The organism is Variovorax paradoxus (genome assembly GCF_030815855.1).
Lineage (GTDB): Bacteria > Pseudomonadota > Gammaproteobacteria > Burkholderiales > Burkholderiaceae_C > Variovorax > Variovorax paradoxus_M.
This window is the reverse complement of sequence record NZ_JAUSXG010000001.1, coordinates 2,659,720-2,675,018: the sequence shown is the minus strand read 5'-3', so window position 1 is coordinate 2,675,018 and position 15,299 is coordinate 2,659,720. Positions and strand designations below refer to the sequence as shown.

Here is a 15,299-nt window from a genome sequence, read left to right as displayed (position 1 = left end):
AGTGGACGCGGAACCACTGCGGTTCCGACGTGGTCGAGGCTACGGACCTGCGCTGTCACCTTTCTGCCGGCAGGCTGTCAGCCACTTGTCTGCCAGCTGTCAGCCAGCTTACAACCGGCCGATGCGGCGGGTTCGCGAGCCGGCAGGTTCAGGCCGCTCGCAGCGGGAAGAAGACGCTGAAGGTGTTGCCCACGCCGTCGATGTCTTCCTCCAGCGTGATCCGCGCACCGTGCAGCGTGGCGATCTCGCTGACGATGGCGAGGCCGAGACCGCTGCCGTCCTCCTGCGTGCCGAGGAGCCGGTGAAAGCGCTCGAAGATGCGCGCCCGCTCTTCCACCGGCACGCTGGGGCCGTCGTCGCTGATGGCCAGGCGGCATTGGTCGTTCTCGCCAGGGCCCACCTGCACGGTCACGCGGCCGCTGGGCTGGCTGTAGCGGATCGCGTTGTCGATCAGGTTGTTGATGAGTTCGCGCAGCCGGTCGCGGTCGGCGTTGATCACCAGCGGATGCTCGACGCCCTCGAAGCCCAGGTCGATGTCGCGCTTGAGCGCCTGCGGCACCCAGTCCATGCTGACCTCCAGGGCGTAGGCATTCAGGTCGAGCGCCTGCAGCTGCATGGCGTCGAGCGCGCCGGGCTCGTTGCGGGCGAGCGAAAGCAGCTGCCGCACCAGCCTCGACAGCCTATCGGCGCTGATGTAAAGCTGCGCCAGCGAATGGCGCACGCGCTCCGGGTCGCTCTCCCGCAGCGCCAGCTCGATCTGGGCCTTCAGGCCGCTCACGGGCGTCTTCAGCTGGTGGGCGGCGTCGGCCACGAAGCGGTTCTGGAAATCGAAGGTTCGCCCGAGCCGCGCCATCAGTTCGTTGACTTCATCCACCAGCGGCCGCACCTCTCCCGGAACGTCGTGCGTGTCGATCGGGCTCAGGTCCAGGTGCGAGCGGTCCGACACCGCGCGCCGCAGCCGCTGCAACGGCTCGAGCCCGCGCGAGATGCCGAACCAGACCACCGCGGTGGCCATCACGATCAGCAGCAACTGCGGCACCACCACGTTGGCCACCATCTCCCATGCGAAGCGCGTGCGCTTGTGCAGGGTTTCGGCGACCTGCACCAGGACCATCGGCGCTTCGGGCTTGGCGTCGACCGGCATCCGCGCCACCAGCATGCGCACCGGCTCGCCGCGGACCGTGTCGCGGTAGAAGCGCGGCTTGCCGGCTTCTTCGCCTCCGCGCGGCGGCGGCATTTCCGCATCGCCTCCGAGCGCGGTGCCGTCGTCGGCGACGACGCGGTAGAAGAGCAGGTCTTCCTGGTCGAGCAGCAGGATGTTGCCCGCGGCCTCGGAGAGATCGAGCCGGGGGCGGGTGCCGTCGAGCTTCACGTGCAGCACGATCTCGCGTCCGATCTCGTACAGCGCCCGGTCATAGGCGAGGTTGGAAAACCGCAGCGAGTTCCAGTAGGCGGCGCCTGTGTCCAGCACCAGCAGCACGGCGAGCGGCCCGAGCAGCCAGGCCAGCAGCTTGCGCTGCAGCCTGGGCTCAGGTTTCCGCATCGCCGCGATCCATCAGGTAGCCCATGCCGCGCACGGTGCGTATCTCGCATCCGAGCGGCTCCAGCTTCTTGCGCAGCCGGTAGACGTTGACCTCGATCGCGTTTTCGCCGACCTCGTCGCCCCAGCCGTAGAGATGGTTGACCATCTGCTCTTTGCCCACCACGCGCCCTTCGCGCATCATCAGCAGTTCCAGCACGGCAAGCTCGCGCGGCGACAGATCGAGCGGCTTCTTGTCGTAGAACACGCGGCGGCCCACCGTGTCGAAGCGCAGCAGGCCGTGTTCCAGATAAGGCGTGGAGTTGGTGCTGCGGCGCAGCAGCGCCCGCACGCGCGCCTCGAGTTCCGGCAGGTCGAACGGCTTGGCCAGGTAGTCGTCGGCGCCCAGGTCGAGCCCGCGGACGCGGTCCTGCAGGGTGTCGAAGGCGGTCAGCATCAGCACGGGCATGGTCGACCGGCGCGCTCGCAGCCGACGCAGCACGTCCAGTCCGCTCAGTTTCGGCAGGCCGATGTCCAGTATCGCCAAGTCGTAGATGCCGAGCGAGAGCGCATGGTCGGCCTCTTCGCCGGTGGAGACGATGTCGACGGCGTGGGCGGACTGCACCAGCGCGCGCGAGAGCGCGTCCGCCAGTACCTTGTCGTCCTCTACAAGCAATATCCGCATTGATCCATTCGCCCCGCCCGTATGTGGGCGAACATGCTAACCGGAATGGTCCGCGACGATCATCTTCCCGCAGAATCCGAAGAGGACTCCCCGAACATGACTTCCCCCACACCGCCCTTCATCCTCCAGCTTCAGGACCTGAGTTTTTCCTATGCGGGCCAGCCTGCACTGGTGTCCGGCTGGAGCGCTTCGTTGGACCAGGGCATCACGCTGCTGTACGGCGACACCGGCACCGGAAAGTCGACCTTGCTGCGCGTGATGGCGGGCACGCTCCCCGCTTCCGGGAGGCAGATGCTTGCGGGCGTGCGCCTGGACGCAGAGCCCGAAGCCTACAAGCGGCATGTGTTTTTCTGCGATCCGGCCACCGATGCGTTCGACCAGGTGACCGCGCGCGCCTGCACCGCCACCTTGAGCGAGGGCGACGCAGGCTTCGACCCGGCGCTGTGGCAGGCGCTCGTCGAGGGGTTTTCGCTGCTGCCGCACATCGAGAAGCCGATGTACATGCTTTCCACCGGATCGAAGCGCAAGGTCTGGCTCGCGGCCGCCCTGGCTTCGGGCCGCCCGCTGGTGCTGCTCGACGAGCCCGAAGGCGCGCTCGATGCGCGGTCGATCGGCTGCCTGTGGAAGGCCGTCGAATCGCAGGCCGGACGCGCGGGCCGCGCGATCGTCATCGCCAGCAGCGCGCGCCTCGAACACGTTCCGCAGATTCCGCTCGCCGGCCGCATCGAACTGCCGCTTCGTTAAGGAACGGGGCAGCCGGCAGCCGGACTTCCGGCCCCGCGACTGCGCCGGTAACGGCGCTAGTCCAGCAGCGCCCGGTGAAGGCGGATCGCCTCGGCCGACACGGCATTCAACTCGCCGGATCCGCTGGCGTCCAGGTGCGCAAGCAACGCGCGCCGCATGCGCGGCTCCCAGAAGCGTTGCAGGTGCAGCGCGAGGTCGTGCTGCGCTTCACCGCGGTCGGGCATGGCTTCGAAGAAGTTGCCCATCTGGTTGACCATGCGAATCAGCTGATCGACGTGCATTGCGGAAAACCTCAGGCGTTGGCGGGCAGGCCGTTCAGCCGCCACGGGTGGGTGTAGATGACCAGGTCGTCGCCGCGCACGAAGCCTGCCAGCGTGAGGCCCGCGTCTTCTGCGACCGAGGTGGCCAGCGAGGTCGACGCCGATACCGCCGCCAACAGCGGCACGCCGGCAGCGACAGTTTTCTGCACCATCTCGAAGCTCGCGCGGCTGGTCACGGCGATGAAGCCGGTGGAGGCGGGCACGGTGCTTCTTGCGAGCGCACCCACGAGCTTGTCGAGCGCGTTGTGCCGGCCGATGTCCTCGCGCACCAGCAGCGCTTCGCCTTTCGCGCTGCACCAGGCCGCCGCGTGCACGGCGCCGGTGACCTTCTGCAGCACCTGCAGCGATGCGAGCTCCCGCATGCCGCGAGCGACGGCGCCGGTCGAAAGTGCAGGGCCATCCGGCAGCGGCGGCAGCGTGCGCGAGACATGCGCCAGGCTCTCGGTGCCGCACAGCCCGCAGCCCGTTCGGCCGGCCATCGAACGGCGGCGCTGTTTCAGCCGCGCGAGAGCCGCGCTTGCCACGTCGAGCTTGAGTGTGATGCCTTCGGGCGCGTACTCTTCCTCGACGCCATAGAGTTCGCTCCTCCCGAGCAGGATGCCCTCGCTGAGCGCGAAGCCCAGTGCAAAGTCGGCCAGGTCGGTCGGCGTGGCAAGCATCACGGCATGCGAGATGCCGTTGAACTCCAGCGCGACCGGCACTTCCACGGCCACCCAGTCGCGGTTGTCGAAAGCCTGGCATGCGCGCACGCCGCGCACCGGCAGCAGCTCCGCGCTTCCGGGCCGCAGCGGCAGATCGGCCAGGTTCATTTGGCCCCCGCCGTTTCTTCGATCCGCTTGCTCAGCAGTTCTTCCTGCAAGGCGTTGAACCGGCTGTATTCCTGTTGCCATTCGGACGGCTGCATCACCGGCATCACCTGTACGGCGGTCACCTTGAACTCGGGGCAGTTGGTGGCCCAGTCGGAGTTGTCGGTGGTGATCACGTTGGCGCCCGATTCGGGGAAGTGGAAGGTGGTGTAGACCACGCCCGGCTGCACGCGTTCGGTGATGGTGGCCCGCAGCACGGTTTCGCCGGCCCGGCTTCGGATGCCGACCCAGTCGCCCTCGGCAATGCCGCGGTCCTCGGCGTCGGTCGGGTGGATTTCCAGCCGGTCTTCGCTGTGCCACTGGTTGTTCTCGGTGCGGCGGGTCTGCGCGCCCACGTTGTACTGCGACAGGATGCGCCCGGTGGTCAGGATCAGCGGGTACATGCGCGTGACCTTCTCGTCGGTCGGCACGTACTGCGTGATGATGAACTTGCCCTTGCCGCGCACGAACTCGCCGATGTGCATGGTCGGCGTGCCTTCCGGTGCGGCCTCGTTGCACGGCCACTGCACGCTGCCCAGCTTCGCCAGCTTGGCGTAGCTCACGCCCGTGAAGGTGGGCGTGAGCGCGGCGATCTCGTCCATGATCTCCTCGGCGCTCGCGTAGTTCATGGGGTAGCCCAGCGCGTTGGAGAGCAGCTGCGTCACCTCCCAGTCGGCATAGCCGGCCTTGGGCGGCATGACCTTGGTGACGCGCGAGATGCGGCGCTCGGCATTGGTGAAGGTGCCGTCCTTCTCCAGGAACGACGCGCCGGGCAGGAACACATGGGCGTACTTGGCGGTTTCGTTCAGGAACAGGTCCTGCACGACGATGCATTCCATCGCCATCATGGCCTCGGCCACGTGCTGGGTGTTCGGGTCCGACTGCACCACGTCCTCGCCTTCGCAGTACAGGCCCTTGAAGCTGCCGGTGATGGCGGCATCGAACATGTTGGGAATGCGCAGGCCCGGTTCGGGCCGCAGTTCGACTCCCCAGGCCGATTCGAAGCTGCCGCGCGCGGTGCTGTCGGACACATGGCGGTAGCCGGGCAGTTCGTGCGGAAACGATCCCATGTCGCAGGAACCCTGCACGTTGTTCTGGCCGCGCAGCGGATTCACGCCCACGCCTTCGCGGCCTACGTTGCCGGTGGCCATGGCCAGGTTGGCAATGCCCATCACCATGGTCGAGCCCTGGCTGTGCTCCGTCACGCCCAGGCCGTAGTAGATGGCGGCGTTCTTCTTGCCGTCATGGCCCTTGGCGAACAGCCGCGCGGCGGCGCGCAGGTCAGCGGCTGGCACGCCGGTCACTGCTTCCATGGCCTCGGGCGAGTTGGCCGGGCGAGCGACGAATTCGCGCCACTCGTTGAACGACTTGGCCTCGCAGCGCTCGGCCACGAAGGCTTCGTCGACCAGGCCTTCGGTCACGATCACATGCGCCATGGCGCTGATCACCGCCACGTTGGTGCCGGGCTTGAGCTTGAGGTGATGGTCGGCCTTGACGTGGGGCGACTTCACCAGGTCGATGGTGCGCGGGTCGACCACGATCAGCCGGGCGCCGGCGCGCAGGCGGCGTTTCATGCGCGAGGCAAACACCGGGTGGCCGTCGGACGGGTTGGCGCCAATCACCATGATCACGTCCGACTTCTCGACCGACTTGAAGGTCTGCGTGCCGGCCGATTCGCCCATGGTCTGCTTCAGGCCGTAGCCGGTGGGCGAGTGGCACACGCGCGCGCAGGTGTCGACGTTGTTGTTGCCGAACGCCGCGCGCACCAGCTTCTGCACCAGGTAGCCTTCTTCATTGGTGCAACGTGACGACACCAGCCCGCCGATGGAATCGGTGCCGTACTTGGCCTGGATGCGGCGGAACTCGCTGGCGGCGTAGTTGACGGCTTCGTCCCAGCTCACTTCCTGCCACGGGTCGGTGATCTTGCTGCGGATCATGGGCTTGAGCACGCGGTCCTTGTGGGTGGCGTAGCCCCAGGCAAAGCGGCCCTTCACGCACGAGTGGCCTTCGTTGGCCTTGCCGTCCTTCCAGGGCACCATGCGCACCACTTCGTTGCCCTTCATCTCGGCCTTGAAGCCGCAGCCCACGCCGCAGTAGGCGCAGGTGGTGATGGCGCTGTGCTCGGCCTGGCCCAGCCAGATCACCGATTTTTCCTGCAGCGTGGCGGTGGGGCAGGCTTGCACGCAGGCGCCGCAGCTCACGCATTCGGATTCCATGAAAGGCTGGTCCTGGCCCGCCGATACGCGCGACTCGAAGCCGCGGCCGCTGATGGTGAGCGCGAAGGTGCCTTGCGTTTCCTCGCAGGCGCGCACGCAGCGGTTGCAGACGATGCACTTGGCCGGGTCGTAGGTGAAGTAGGGGTTGGACTCGTCCTTGGCGCTCTTCAGGTGGTTGGCGCCGTCGTAGCCGTAGCGAACATTGCGCAGCCCGGTGACGCCGGCCATGTCCTGCAGCTCGCAGTCGCCGTTGGCGGCGCAGGTGAGGCAGTCGAGCGGATGGTCCGAGATGTAGAGCTCCATCACGCCCTTGCGCAGTTCCTGCAGCCGAGGGCTTTGCGTGCGTACTTTCATGCCGGCCTCGGCCGGCGTGGTGCACGAGGCCGGGTAGCCCTTGCGCCCGTCGATCTCCACCAGGCAGAGCCGGCAGGAGCCGAAGGGCTCCAGGCTGTCGGTCGCGCACAGCTTGGGCACCTGCACACCCGCGTCGACCGCCGCGCGCATCAGCGAGGTGCCCTTGGCCACCGTGATCGGCATGCCGTCGATTTCGAGCGTGACTTCCTCGGTGGACTCGCGCCTGGGCGTGCCGTAGTCGATGTCTTGCGATGGGTTCAGCATGAAGTGTCTCCTGGAATGCGCGTCGACTCAGGCGGCGAAGCGGTCGGGGGCTTCGATGCCGAAGTCCTCGGGGTAGTGATTGATGGCCGATAGCACGGGGTAGGGCGTCATGCCGCCCATGGCGCAGAGCGAACCGTGCAGCATGGTGTCGCACAGGTCGCGCAAGAGAATGACCTGCTGCGGCCGGTTCTGGTTGCTGGTGATCTTGTCGATCACTTCCACGCCGCGCGTGGAGCCGATGCGGCAGGGCGTGCACTTGCCGCAGGACTCGATCGCGCAGAACTCCATCGCGTAGCGGGCCAGCTGCGACATGTCGGCCGTGTCGTCGTGCACCACGATGCCGCCGTGCCCGACCACCGCGCCCACGGCCGCATAGGCCTCGTAGTCCAGCGGCAAGTCCCACTGCGCCTCGGGCACATAGGCGCCCAGCGGGCCGCCCACCTGCACCGCCTTGATCGGCCGGCCGCTCGCGCTGCCGCCGCCGAAGTCGTAGAGCAGTTCGCGCAAGGTCAGGCCGAAGGCCTTTTCGACCAGGCCGCCCTGCCTGATGTTGCCGGCCAGCTGAAACGGCAGCGTGCCGCGCGAGCGGCCCATGCCGTAGTTCTTGTAGAAGTCCGCGCCGCGCGACAGGATGATGGGCACCGACGCCAGCGTGATCACGTTGTTGATCACGGTCGGCTGGCCGAACAGCCCCTGCAGCGCCGGCAGCGGCGGCTTGGCGCGCACGATGCCGCGGCGGCCTTCCAGGCTTTCGAGCAGCGCGGTCTCTTCACCGCACACATAGGCGCCGGCCGCCTTGCGCACGGTGAGGCGAAAGCGGTGGCCCGAGCCCAGGATGTCGTCGCCCAGAAAGCCAGCCTGCTCCGCATGGCGGATGGCCTCGTTCAGGGTGGCGATGGCATGCGGGTATTCCGAACGCACGTAGATGTAGCCTTCGGTTGCGCCCGTCGCAATGCCGGCAATGGCCATGCCTTCCACCAGCATCAGTGGATCGCCTTCCATCGTCATGCGGTCCGAGAAGGTGCCCGAGTCGCCTTCGTCCGCATTGCAGACGATGTATTTTTGCGGCGCCTGCGCGGCCAGCACCGTCTTCCATTTGATGCCGGCGGGGAATGCGGCGCCGCCGCGGCCGCGCAGTCCGGAGTCCAGCACCTGCTGGACGATCTCCGCGGGGGCCAGCGTCAGCGCGCGGCGCAGTCCCGCGAAGCCTTCATGCGCCTCGTAGTCGGCCACCGACACCGGGTCGGTCATGCCCATGCGCATGAAAGTCAGGCGCTCCTGCTTCTTCAGATACGGGATCTCGTCGGTCAGGCCGAGGTTCAGCGCGTGGGCGCCGCCGGAAAGAAAGCTGGCGTCGAACAGGCCTGCGACATCGGCGCGCGTGACCGGACCATAGGCCACGCGGCCTTCCGGCGTTGCCACCTCGACCAGCGTTTCCAGCCAGAACAGGCCGCGCGAGCCGTTGCGCACGATGCGCACGTCGACCTTGCGTGCAATTGCTTCCGCTTCGATCTGCCGGGCCACACGGTCGGCGCCGACAGCCAGCGCCGCGGAGTCGCGCGGGACATAGACAGTGGTGGTCATGAGGCTTGCCGCGCTTCCTCGACGATGTCGTCGAACAGCGCCGGCGTGATGCGCGCATGCACCTCGTCGTTCACCGCAATGGCGGGGGACGAGGCGCAGAGCCCGAGGCAGAACACCGGTTCCAGCGAGTATTGGCCGTCCGCCGACGTGCCGTGCACATCGCAGCCCAGGTGCTTTTTTGCATGCTCGAGCAGTGCGTCCGCGCCCATGGCCTTGCAGGCTTCGGCGCTGCAGACCTGCACCAGCAGCCGGCCCGCCGGGGTCGAGCGGAAGTGGTGGTAGTAGCTGACCACGCCATGCACCTCGGCGCGCGACAGGTTGAACTGCTCGGCGACGGCGGGGACCACGTCGGATGGCACATGTCCCAGCGCGTCCTGGATGCCGTGCAGCGCAGGAAGCAGCCCGCCGGGCACGTTGGTGTGCGCGGCGGCGATGGATGTCGCGATATCCAGGTTATTCATATGCTCTCTATCTCCTAATTGCGCGGTCGCAATATTCGTGGTTTCGCGAGTGTATGGAGAGGGGTCGAGTGCCACAATATGAAGCGTTCAGCCCACTAAATATGCTTTGAAAAGCCGAAACTCATGCATGAAGTGCACATCAAGCCGCAATGGACCATCCGCCAGACCGACGGTGCGGCCCTGGCGCCGCGGGTGATCGAACTGCTGGTGCAGGTGCTGGAGCACGGCAGCCTGTCCAGCGCCTGCACCGTTTCCGGCGTGTCCTACCGCCACGCGTGGGAACTGATCCGGCAAGGCGAGGCCATGTTCGGCCAGCCGCTGGTGGCCATGCAGCGCGGCAAGGGCTCCAGCCTTACGCCGCTGGGTGAAAAGCTGGTGTGGGCCGACCGCCGCATCACCGCGCGCCTGTCGCCGCTTTTGGATTCGCTGGCCTCCGAACTGGGCGCGGAAATCGAGAAGCTGATCCCCACCGCGCCCACGCTGCTGCGCATCCACGCCAGCCACGGCTTCGCCATCGAAGCCCTGCACGGCTTTCTCGCCGCGGCGCAGGTGCCGGGCGACCTGCGCTATTGCGGCAGCGAAGAAGCGGTGGCCTCGCTGCACCACGGCAGTTGCGACGTCGCGGGCTTCCACGTGCCGCTCGGCGCGTTCGAGGCCGAGGCCATCGCCCACTATGGTTCCTGGCTCGCCCCGGAAACGCAGAAAGTCATCGGCATGGCGACGCGGCACCAGGGCCTGATGGTGGCGCCCGGTAACCCGAAGAAGATCTACACGCTGGCCGACCTGGCGCGTCCCGGCGTCCGCTTCATCAACCGGCAGGCGGGTTCGGGCACGCGCTACCTGTTCGATCTTCAATTGCGAGAGCAGGGCATCGCGCCGGAATCGATCAAGGGCTACGAGCAATGCGAGTTCACGCATGCCGCGGTGGCGGCCTTCGTGGCCAGCGGCATGGCCGACGCGGGCTACGGCGTTGAAACGCCGGCGCGCCAGTTCAAGCTGGACTTCATCTCCAACCAGGTGGAGCGCTACTTCCTGCTGTGCGACGAGCGCTCGCTGGCCGCGCCCATCGTGCAGCGGATGCTGGACATCCTGCAGAGCGACGCGTACCAGGACGCCGTGAACCGGCTGCCGGGCTACCAGGCGGTGAACTGCGGCCGCGTGCTGTCGCTGACGGAGGCGTTCGAATCGCTTCGCGTGGCACCTGTCAGGAAAGCCGCCGCCGCGAGCCGACGGCGACAAGATCGCGCCGCCCAGGGGTAGCGCATAGCGCGCTCAGGTATGCCGCGGCGACATATCTAAAAGTGTCCGGCCCAGATAGCGAGCCGCGAGGCGAGTTGAGATAGTTCGAAGCACCGGTGCCACGGCGAGCACCGGCGCTTCGAACAAATAGATCTGGAGACAAAAAATGGATATGCGCACTCGCGCCTGCCTGGCTGCGGGCCTTGCAACGGCTTCGCTCGGCTCTTGCCCCGCATTCGCGCAAAGCGCCTCGGCGGACAGCGTGAGCATCTACGGCGTGCTCGACCAGTATGTGGGTTCGCTGCGCCGAAGCGATCAGTCTGGCCGCACCAAGGTGCTGAACAGCGGCGGCATGACGACCTCCTACTGGGGTGTTCGGGGCACCGAAGACCTGGGAGGCGGGCTGCAGACCTTCTTCGCGCTGGAAAGCTTCATTCAAGCCGATACCGGCACCTTCGGCCGGACATCCGCCGACCCTTACTTCTCGCGTAACTCCTACGTGGGGCTCGGCGGCGCCTTCGGCCAATTGAGCGTGGGGCGGCAGACCAACGCGCTCTATGCGGCAACCGGCAACTTCAATCCGTTTCTCGCGTCCGCCAATCTGAGCCCGGTGATGCTGCAGGTCTGGAACACGGGCTACAACCGCGCGGTGCTGGGGGACAGCGTCTGGGACAACACGGTTCAGTACACGTCGCCCGAGGTGACGGGCTTTCGTGCTTCTGCGTCGTATGGCTTCGGCGAGGTCACGAACCGGCCCGGCCGGCACAACCTGAACCTGACGCTCAACTACGCGAACGGCCCGTTCGCTGCGGCGATTTCCGCGCAGGAGGCCGACGTGGGCCCGGGCCTCGCGGCCCCGGTCACGAGCCAGAAAGCCCAGATGGCCGGACTCTCGTACGACTTCAATGTGGTGAAGGTCTACGGCCAATACTTTCACACCGACACGCCCGACATCCGCACCCAGACGCGGACGACGCAGCTCGGCTTCGCGGTGCCCGTTGGCGCAGGCCGGCTCATGGCGTCTGTCGCGAGCACGCGTCGAGACATGCCGCTCACGGATTCCCGCCGGACCACATCGGCGCTCGGCTATGACCACTATCTTTCCAAGCGCACCGACCTCTATGCGGTCTACCTCTCGGACAAGCTCACGGGCTTCGACCGGCGAGGAAACCTGGCGCTCGGCGTGCGGCACCGCTTCTGAGAGTTCCTGAACGCTTGTCTTACAGTGAATCGAATCCCATGAACACTCTCCTGAAAATGACCCGGCACTCCGCGCTTGCCCTGGCTGCGCTCGCCCTCTGCGCCAGCGCCAACGCACAGCCGGCGTCGACGAAACCGATTCGCCTGGTGGTGCCCTTCGGCCCCGGCGGCGTGGCCGATCTCACGGCGCGGACCGTGGCGCAGAAGATGTCGGAGTCCATGGGGCAAAGCATCATCGTGGACAACAAGCCGGGCGCAGGGGGCGTGGTCGCGTCCGACACCGTGGCCAAGGCGCCGCCTGACGGGCTGACCGTTCTGCTGATGTCCAACGGCAATGCCGTGAGCGTGGGGCTGTTCAAGCACCTGCCGTTCGACACGGTCAAGGACTTCGCGCCGGTCTCGACGCTCGGTTATTTCGACATGGCCGTCGTGACCGCCGCAGATTCCAGGTTCAAGACGCTGCAGGAGCTCCTGGCCCATGCGAAGGCGCACCCCGGCACGGTGAACATCGGGACGATCAACATGGGCAGCACGCAGCATCTCGCGGCCGAGCTGTTCAAGCGCAGCACCGGCATCGATGCGCAGGTGGTTCCTTTCAACGGATCGCCCGCGTTGATCACCGCGCTGCGTGGTGGGCAGATCGATGCCGGCGTGGAAATCCTCGCGCCCATCCTCGGCCAGATCAGCGGAAAGTCGGTGCGGCCGCTCGCGGTCATGGGCGCGAAGCGGTCGTTCGCGCTGCCCGACACGCCGACCGTCGCGGAAAGCGGCACGCCCAACTTCAGGGTGGCGTCCTGGAATGCGCTTGCGGTGCCGGCGAAGACGCCGCCCGCTGTCATTGCCCGGCTCAACAAGGAGGCCAACGCAGCACTCGCCGCGCCGGAGGTCAAGGAGCGGCTGCGCCAGCTCGGCGTCGAGGCGCAGGGGAGCACCGCGCAGCAGCAGGCGGACCTTCTGCGGGACGAGATCCAGCGCTGGTCCGAGGTGATTCGCCTGGCCGGCATTCCGAAGCAGTGAGCGTCCGGCCGGCCGTCAGGTGGTGCCGGGCCTGGCGGGCGACGGTGGGTTGCTCATCGTCTGGGTCACCACCTCGCGGATCAGCGTGAGCACGGCTTGCTGGGTGAGGGTGGTCGGCCGTTGAGAGCTCAGCGCAAGGGCGAGCCGGCTGCGCAGCGGCGGGCTCTCGATCCGGCGGATGGCAAAAGCCTCCGGACGGGGCGCGGTAAGAATGGCGTTCGAAGACAGCACAGCCAGTCCCATGCCTTCGATCACCAGGTCGAGGATGGCTGCAACCCCGTCGATCTCCATCGAGATGGAGGGCCGGCATCCGATGTTCGCCATCTCCGCTTCGACCAGCATGCGAATCGAATTGGGCTTTGTCGGGATCACGAGCGGCGCCGAAGCCACGTCGCGCAACGAAACCGCTTCGCCGGTCTTGCCGCCGGGCTGCGCCGGCCCGACCAGGTACAGGTCTTCTTCCAGGATGACGACGCTGTCGATGTCCGCGGAAGGTGCCGGGTTGTAGAGCAGCGCCAGGTCGATGCGGCCGGCGGTCACCGATTCCTGCAGAGCGCTTGAAAGCGCTTCGGTGATCGACAGGCTGGCATCGGGAAGCTGCTGGCGGAAGGCGCGGGTCAAAGGCACGGCGATGCGCTTCGCGATGCTGGGCGGCAACCCGACCGCAACGCGGCCGGCCAGCGCACCGCGCAACAGGCCGAGGTCTTCCTTGGCGCGTTCGATCTGATGCAGGATGCCCCTGGCGTGGTCCAGCAGCAGCTTGCCTGCGTCGGTGAGAGTCACGCCGCGGCCGTTGCGTGTCAGAAGGTTTTGTCTCAGCTCCACTTCGAGCTGGCGCACCTGCCGGCTGAGCGCGGGCTGTGCGACGTCGATCACGATCGAAGCCCGGGTGAAGCTCCCCAGCTCGGCGACGTGAACGAAGTACTCCAGCTGCTTGAGATCCATGGAGCGGAGTCTAGGGGCTGCCCGCGCCTTAGGCACCTCGGACGCTATGCCCAGTACAGCCGCATCGGGTTGTCCACCAGCAACTTGCGCTGAAGTTCTTCCGTCGGCGCGATGCGGGGAATCATGTCGACCAGCGTGCCGTCGTCGGGCATGTGCGTCTTGAGGTTGGGATGCGGCCAGTCGCTGCCCCACAGCACGCGGTCCGGAAACTCCTCGACCAGGCGGCGCGCGAAAGGAACGACGTCGTCGTAAGCGGGCGGACCGGAGAGCGACAGGCGCTCGGGGCAGCTCACCTTCGACCAGACATTCGAATGCTCGCGCAACAGCCGCACGAAGCGCTCGAACTGCGGTCCGTCGACCGGCTGGCGCACGTCGGGCCGGCCCATGTGGTCGACCACCACGGTGGTCGGCAAGCGGGTGAAGAAGTCCCACAGTTCGGGCAGGTCCTGCGCTTCGAAATACACGACCACGTGCCAGCCCAGCGGCGCAATGCGCTCGGCGATGTTCATCAGCACCTCGCGCGGCGTGAAGTCGGCCAGCCGCTTGAGAAAGTTGAAGCGCACGCCGCGCACGCCGGCTTCGTGCAAGAGGCGAAGTTCGGCGTCGCTCACGCCCGGCGCGACCGAGGCCACGCCGCGCGCGCGCCCGTCGGCATGCGCAATGGCGTCGAGCAGGGCGCGGTTGTCGTTGCCGTGGCAGGTCGCCTGCACGATCACGTTGCGCTCGAAGCCCAGCAGATCGCGCAGCGCGAACAGCTGTTCCTTCGACGCGTCGCACGGCGTGTATTTGCGTTCCGGCGCATAAGGGAACGCGGCAGCGGGACCGAAGACGTGGCAGTGCGCGTCCACCGCACCCGGCGGCGGAGTGAAGCGCGGCTTCGATGGCGCGGGGTGAAAACAAAGCCAGTCCTTGTCCATGGTGCTGGCGATCGCGGTGCGTCCTGTTTGCATAGCGCCGTATCTTGCGCAAAATTCGAGCACGCGGCGAGTGCAAAAACGCGCTAGCAGCTAGCGTGTTTCGGCATGGCGCGAGACGGGTGCATCGGAGCAAAAAAACAGCCCGCGCTAGGGCGGGCTGGAAAGTGACCTGCTGGAGGAGGGAGGATCAGAGAGGGTGCAGGCCACAGGGAGAAAGAGCCTTGACTATGTCTTGTGAACCTGCATGCAACCTGACTTGAAACTGGATCCCTCAATCCTCGTCTTCCCACTTGCCGACGACGGTGCCAAGCACGGTGAATGCCATGCGGATGGGCTCGTGCTTGGGGTTCAACGGCAGCAGCCAGCGGCGGCCGTCTTCTTCCTTGAAGACCTTGAACGTGACCTCGTTGCTCGCCTCGAGCCTGGCGATGACGCGTTCGCCATCGGCGGGCGTTGTTTGCAGCGTGTCGACGAAGATGATCGATTCCGCGGGATAGCTCTTCATGTGCCCGCTCGGCGCGGTCATGCTGTCGCCGCGCACGCGCAGCGCGTAGGTGTTGCCGGCGCTGTGATGCGCCACGCACGGAATCCACCGCTCGGCCTGAATCGCTTCCCGCGCGGCGCTGTTCCAGGATGCAGCCTGCGTCCAGGCAATGAGCGGTACCGTGCCGGGCGTGCCCGGGCTGAACGAAGGGCTCGACGGCGGCGTGCGCGTGACCCGGTAGGGGCCAGGAGGTTCGTTGGCGTTGTCGCGCGCCGGGCGTACCTGCACCTTGTCCCACGGAGCCGGGCCGTCGCCGGTGTCGAGCCAGTTGGGGTCGACGCGATAAGCGCGTGCCAGGGCGAGCAGGCCCATCGATCGGCCGGTGTCGCCGCGTTCAATCTTGGAAATGTTCGACTGCTTGACGCCCGAAGCGGCTTCCGCCTGCTTCTGGGTCATCTTGGCGTATTTGCGTGCTGCCAGTGCACGCGCTGCAATAGTCTCCATG

General features: G+C 66.8%; 14 protein-coding genes. 4 read left to right on the top strand and 10 right to left on the bottom strand.

Annotated elements, in window-relative coordinates; translation table 11 throughout:
- Positions 1–148: 148 nt before the first annotated feature.
- Entirely contained in the window at positions 149–1,543 is a 1,395-nt protein-coding gene (locus QFZ42_RS12525; protein WP_307701262.1) for a sensor histidine kinase, read from the bottom strand.
- The gene (locus QFZ42_RS12520; protein ID WP_307701261.1) at positions 1,530–2,204 is read right to left on the bottom strand and encodes a response regulator; all 675 of its coding nucleotides are present in this window, start codon (positions 2,202–2,204) and stop codon (positions 1,530–1,532) included. The genes QFZ42_RS12525 and QFZ42_RS12520 overlap by 14 nt, the downstream gene beginning before the upstream one ends.
- A gap of 96 nt (positions 2,205–2,300) precedes the next feature.
- On the opposite strand from QFZ42_RS12520, the gene QFZ42_RS12515 reads away from it, so the two are divergent.
- Positions 2,301–2,948, top strand: coding sequence for an ABC transporter ATP-binding protein (locus tag QFZ42_RS12515; RefSeq protein WP_307701260.1), 648 nt, complete (start codon positions 2,301–2,303; stop codon positions 2,946–2,948).
- A gap of 56 nt (positions 2,949–3,004) precedes the next feature.
- Here the strand turns inward: QFZ42_RS12515 and QFZ42_RS12510 are convergent, their stop codons facing one another.
- From QFZ42_RS12510 to QFZ42_RS12490, 5 genes are read right to left on the bottom strand one after another with little or no spacing between them, the layout of a single operon-like run.
- Complete coding sequence (locus QFZ42_RS12510) at positions 3,005–3,229, bottom strand: formate dehydrogenase subunit delta (RefSeq protein ID WP_307701259.1); 225 nt, start codon at positions 3,227–3,229, stop codon at positions 3,005–3,007.
- Between the two features lie 11 nt (positions 3,230–3,240).
- Positions 3,241–4,077, bottom strand: a complete 837-nt coding sequence (fdhD, locus tag QFZ42_RS12505) for a formate dehydrogenase accessory sulfurtransferase FdhD (RefSeq protein ID WP_307701258.1) — start codon at positions 4,075–4,077, stop codon at positions 3,241–3,243.
- A complete protein-coding gene (gene fdhF, locus QFZ42_RS12500) occupies positions 4,074–6,947 on the bottom strand; it encodes a formate dehydrogenase subunit alpha (RefSeq protein ID WP_307701257.1) in 2,874 nt (957 codons plus the stop codon). The genes fdhD and fdhF overlap by 4 nt, the downstream gene beginning before the upstream one ends.
- Before the next feature lie 27 nt (positions 6,948–6,974).
- Entirely contained in the window at positions 6,975–8,531 is a 1,557-nt protein-coding gene (locus QFZ42_RS12495) for a formate dehydrogenase beta subunit (protein WP_307701256.1), read from the bottom strand.
- The gene (locus QFZ42_RS12490) at positions 8,528–8,992 is read right to left on the bottom strand and encodes a formate dehydrogenase subunit gamma (RefSeq protein WP_307701255.1); all 465 of its coding nucleotides are present in this window, start codon (positions 8,990–8,992) and stop codon (positions 8,528–8,530) included. The genes QFZ42_RS12495 and QFZ42_RS12490 overlap by 4 nt, the downstream gene beginning before the upstream one ends.
- A gap of 123 nt (positions 8,993–9,115) precedes the next feature.
- Between QFZ42_RS12490 and QFZ42_RS12485 the strand changes: the two genes are divergently transcribed.
- The 3 genes from QFZ42_RS12485 to QFZ42_RS12475 all read left to right on the top strand — a co-directional run bounded on the left by QFZ42_RS12485 (position 9,116) and on the right by QFZ42_RS12475 (position 12,448).
- On the top strand, positions 9,116–10,252 hold the full coding sequence (locus QFZ42_RS12485) for a substrate-binding domain-containing protein (protein WP_307701254.1): 1,137 nt from the start codon (positions 9,116–9,118) through the stop codon (positions 10,250–10,252).
- Between the two features lie 145 nt (positions 10,253–10,397).
- The gene (locus QFZ42_RS12480) at positions 10,398–11,432 is read left to right on the top strand and encodes a porin (protein ID WP_307701253.1); all 1,035 of its coding nucleotides are present in this window, start codon (positions 10,398–10,400) and stop codon (positions 11,430–11,432) included.
- A gap of 38 nt (positions 11,433–11,470) precedes the next feature.
- Complete coding sequence (locus QFZ42_RS12475; protein WP_307701252.1) at positions 11,471–12,448, top strand: tripartite tricarboxylate transporter substrate binding protein; 978 nt, start codon at positions 11,471–11,473, stop codon at positions 12,446–12,448.
- 15 nt (positions 12,449–12,463) lie between these two features.
- Here QFZ42_RS12475 and QFZ42_RS12470 read toward each other — a convergent pair whose 3' ends face one another.
- The 3 genes from QFZ42_RS12470 to QFZ42_RS12460 all read right to left on the bottom strand — a co-directional run bounded on the left by QFZ42_RS12470 (position 12,464) and on the right by QFZ42_RS12460 (position 15,298).
- Positions 12,464–13,393, bottom strand: a complete 930-nt coding sequence (locus tag QFZ42_RS12470) for a LysR substrate-binding domain-containing protein (RefSeq protein WP_307701251.1) — start codon at positions 13,391–13,393, stop codon at positions 12,464–12,466.
- 44 nt (positions 13,394–13,437) lie between these two features.
- Complete coding sequence (locus QFZ42_RS12465) at positions 13,438–14,310, bottom strand: amidohydrolase family protein (RefSeq protein WP_373423388.1); 873 nt, start codon at positions 14,308–14,310, stop codon at positions 13,438–13,440.
- 271 nt (positions 14,311–14,581) lie between these two features.
- Positions 14,582–15,298 carry a helix-turn-helix domain-containing protein gene (locus tag QFZ42_RS12460; protein ID WP_307701249.1) on the bottom strand — a complete coding sequence of 239 codons (717 nt, stop codon included), beginning with the start codon at positions 15,296–15,298 and terminating at the stop codon, positions 14,582–14,584.
- Position 15,299: the final 1 nt, after the last annotated feature.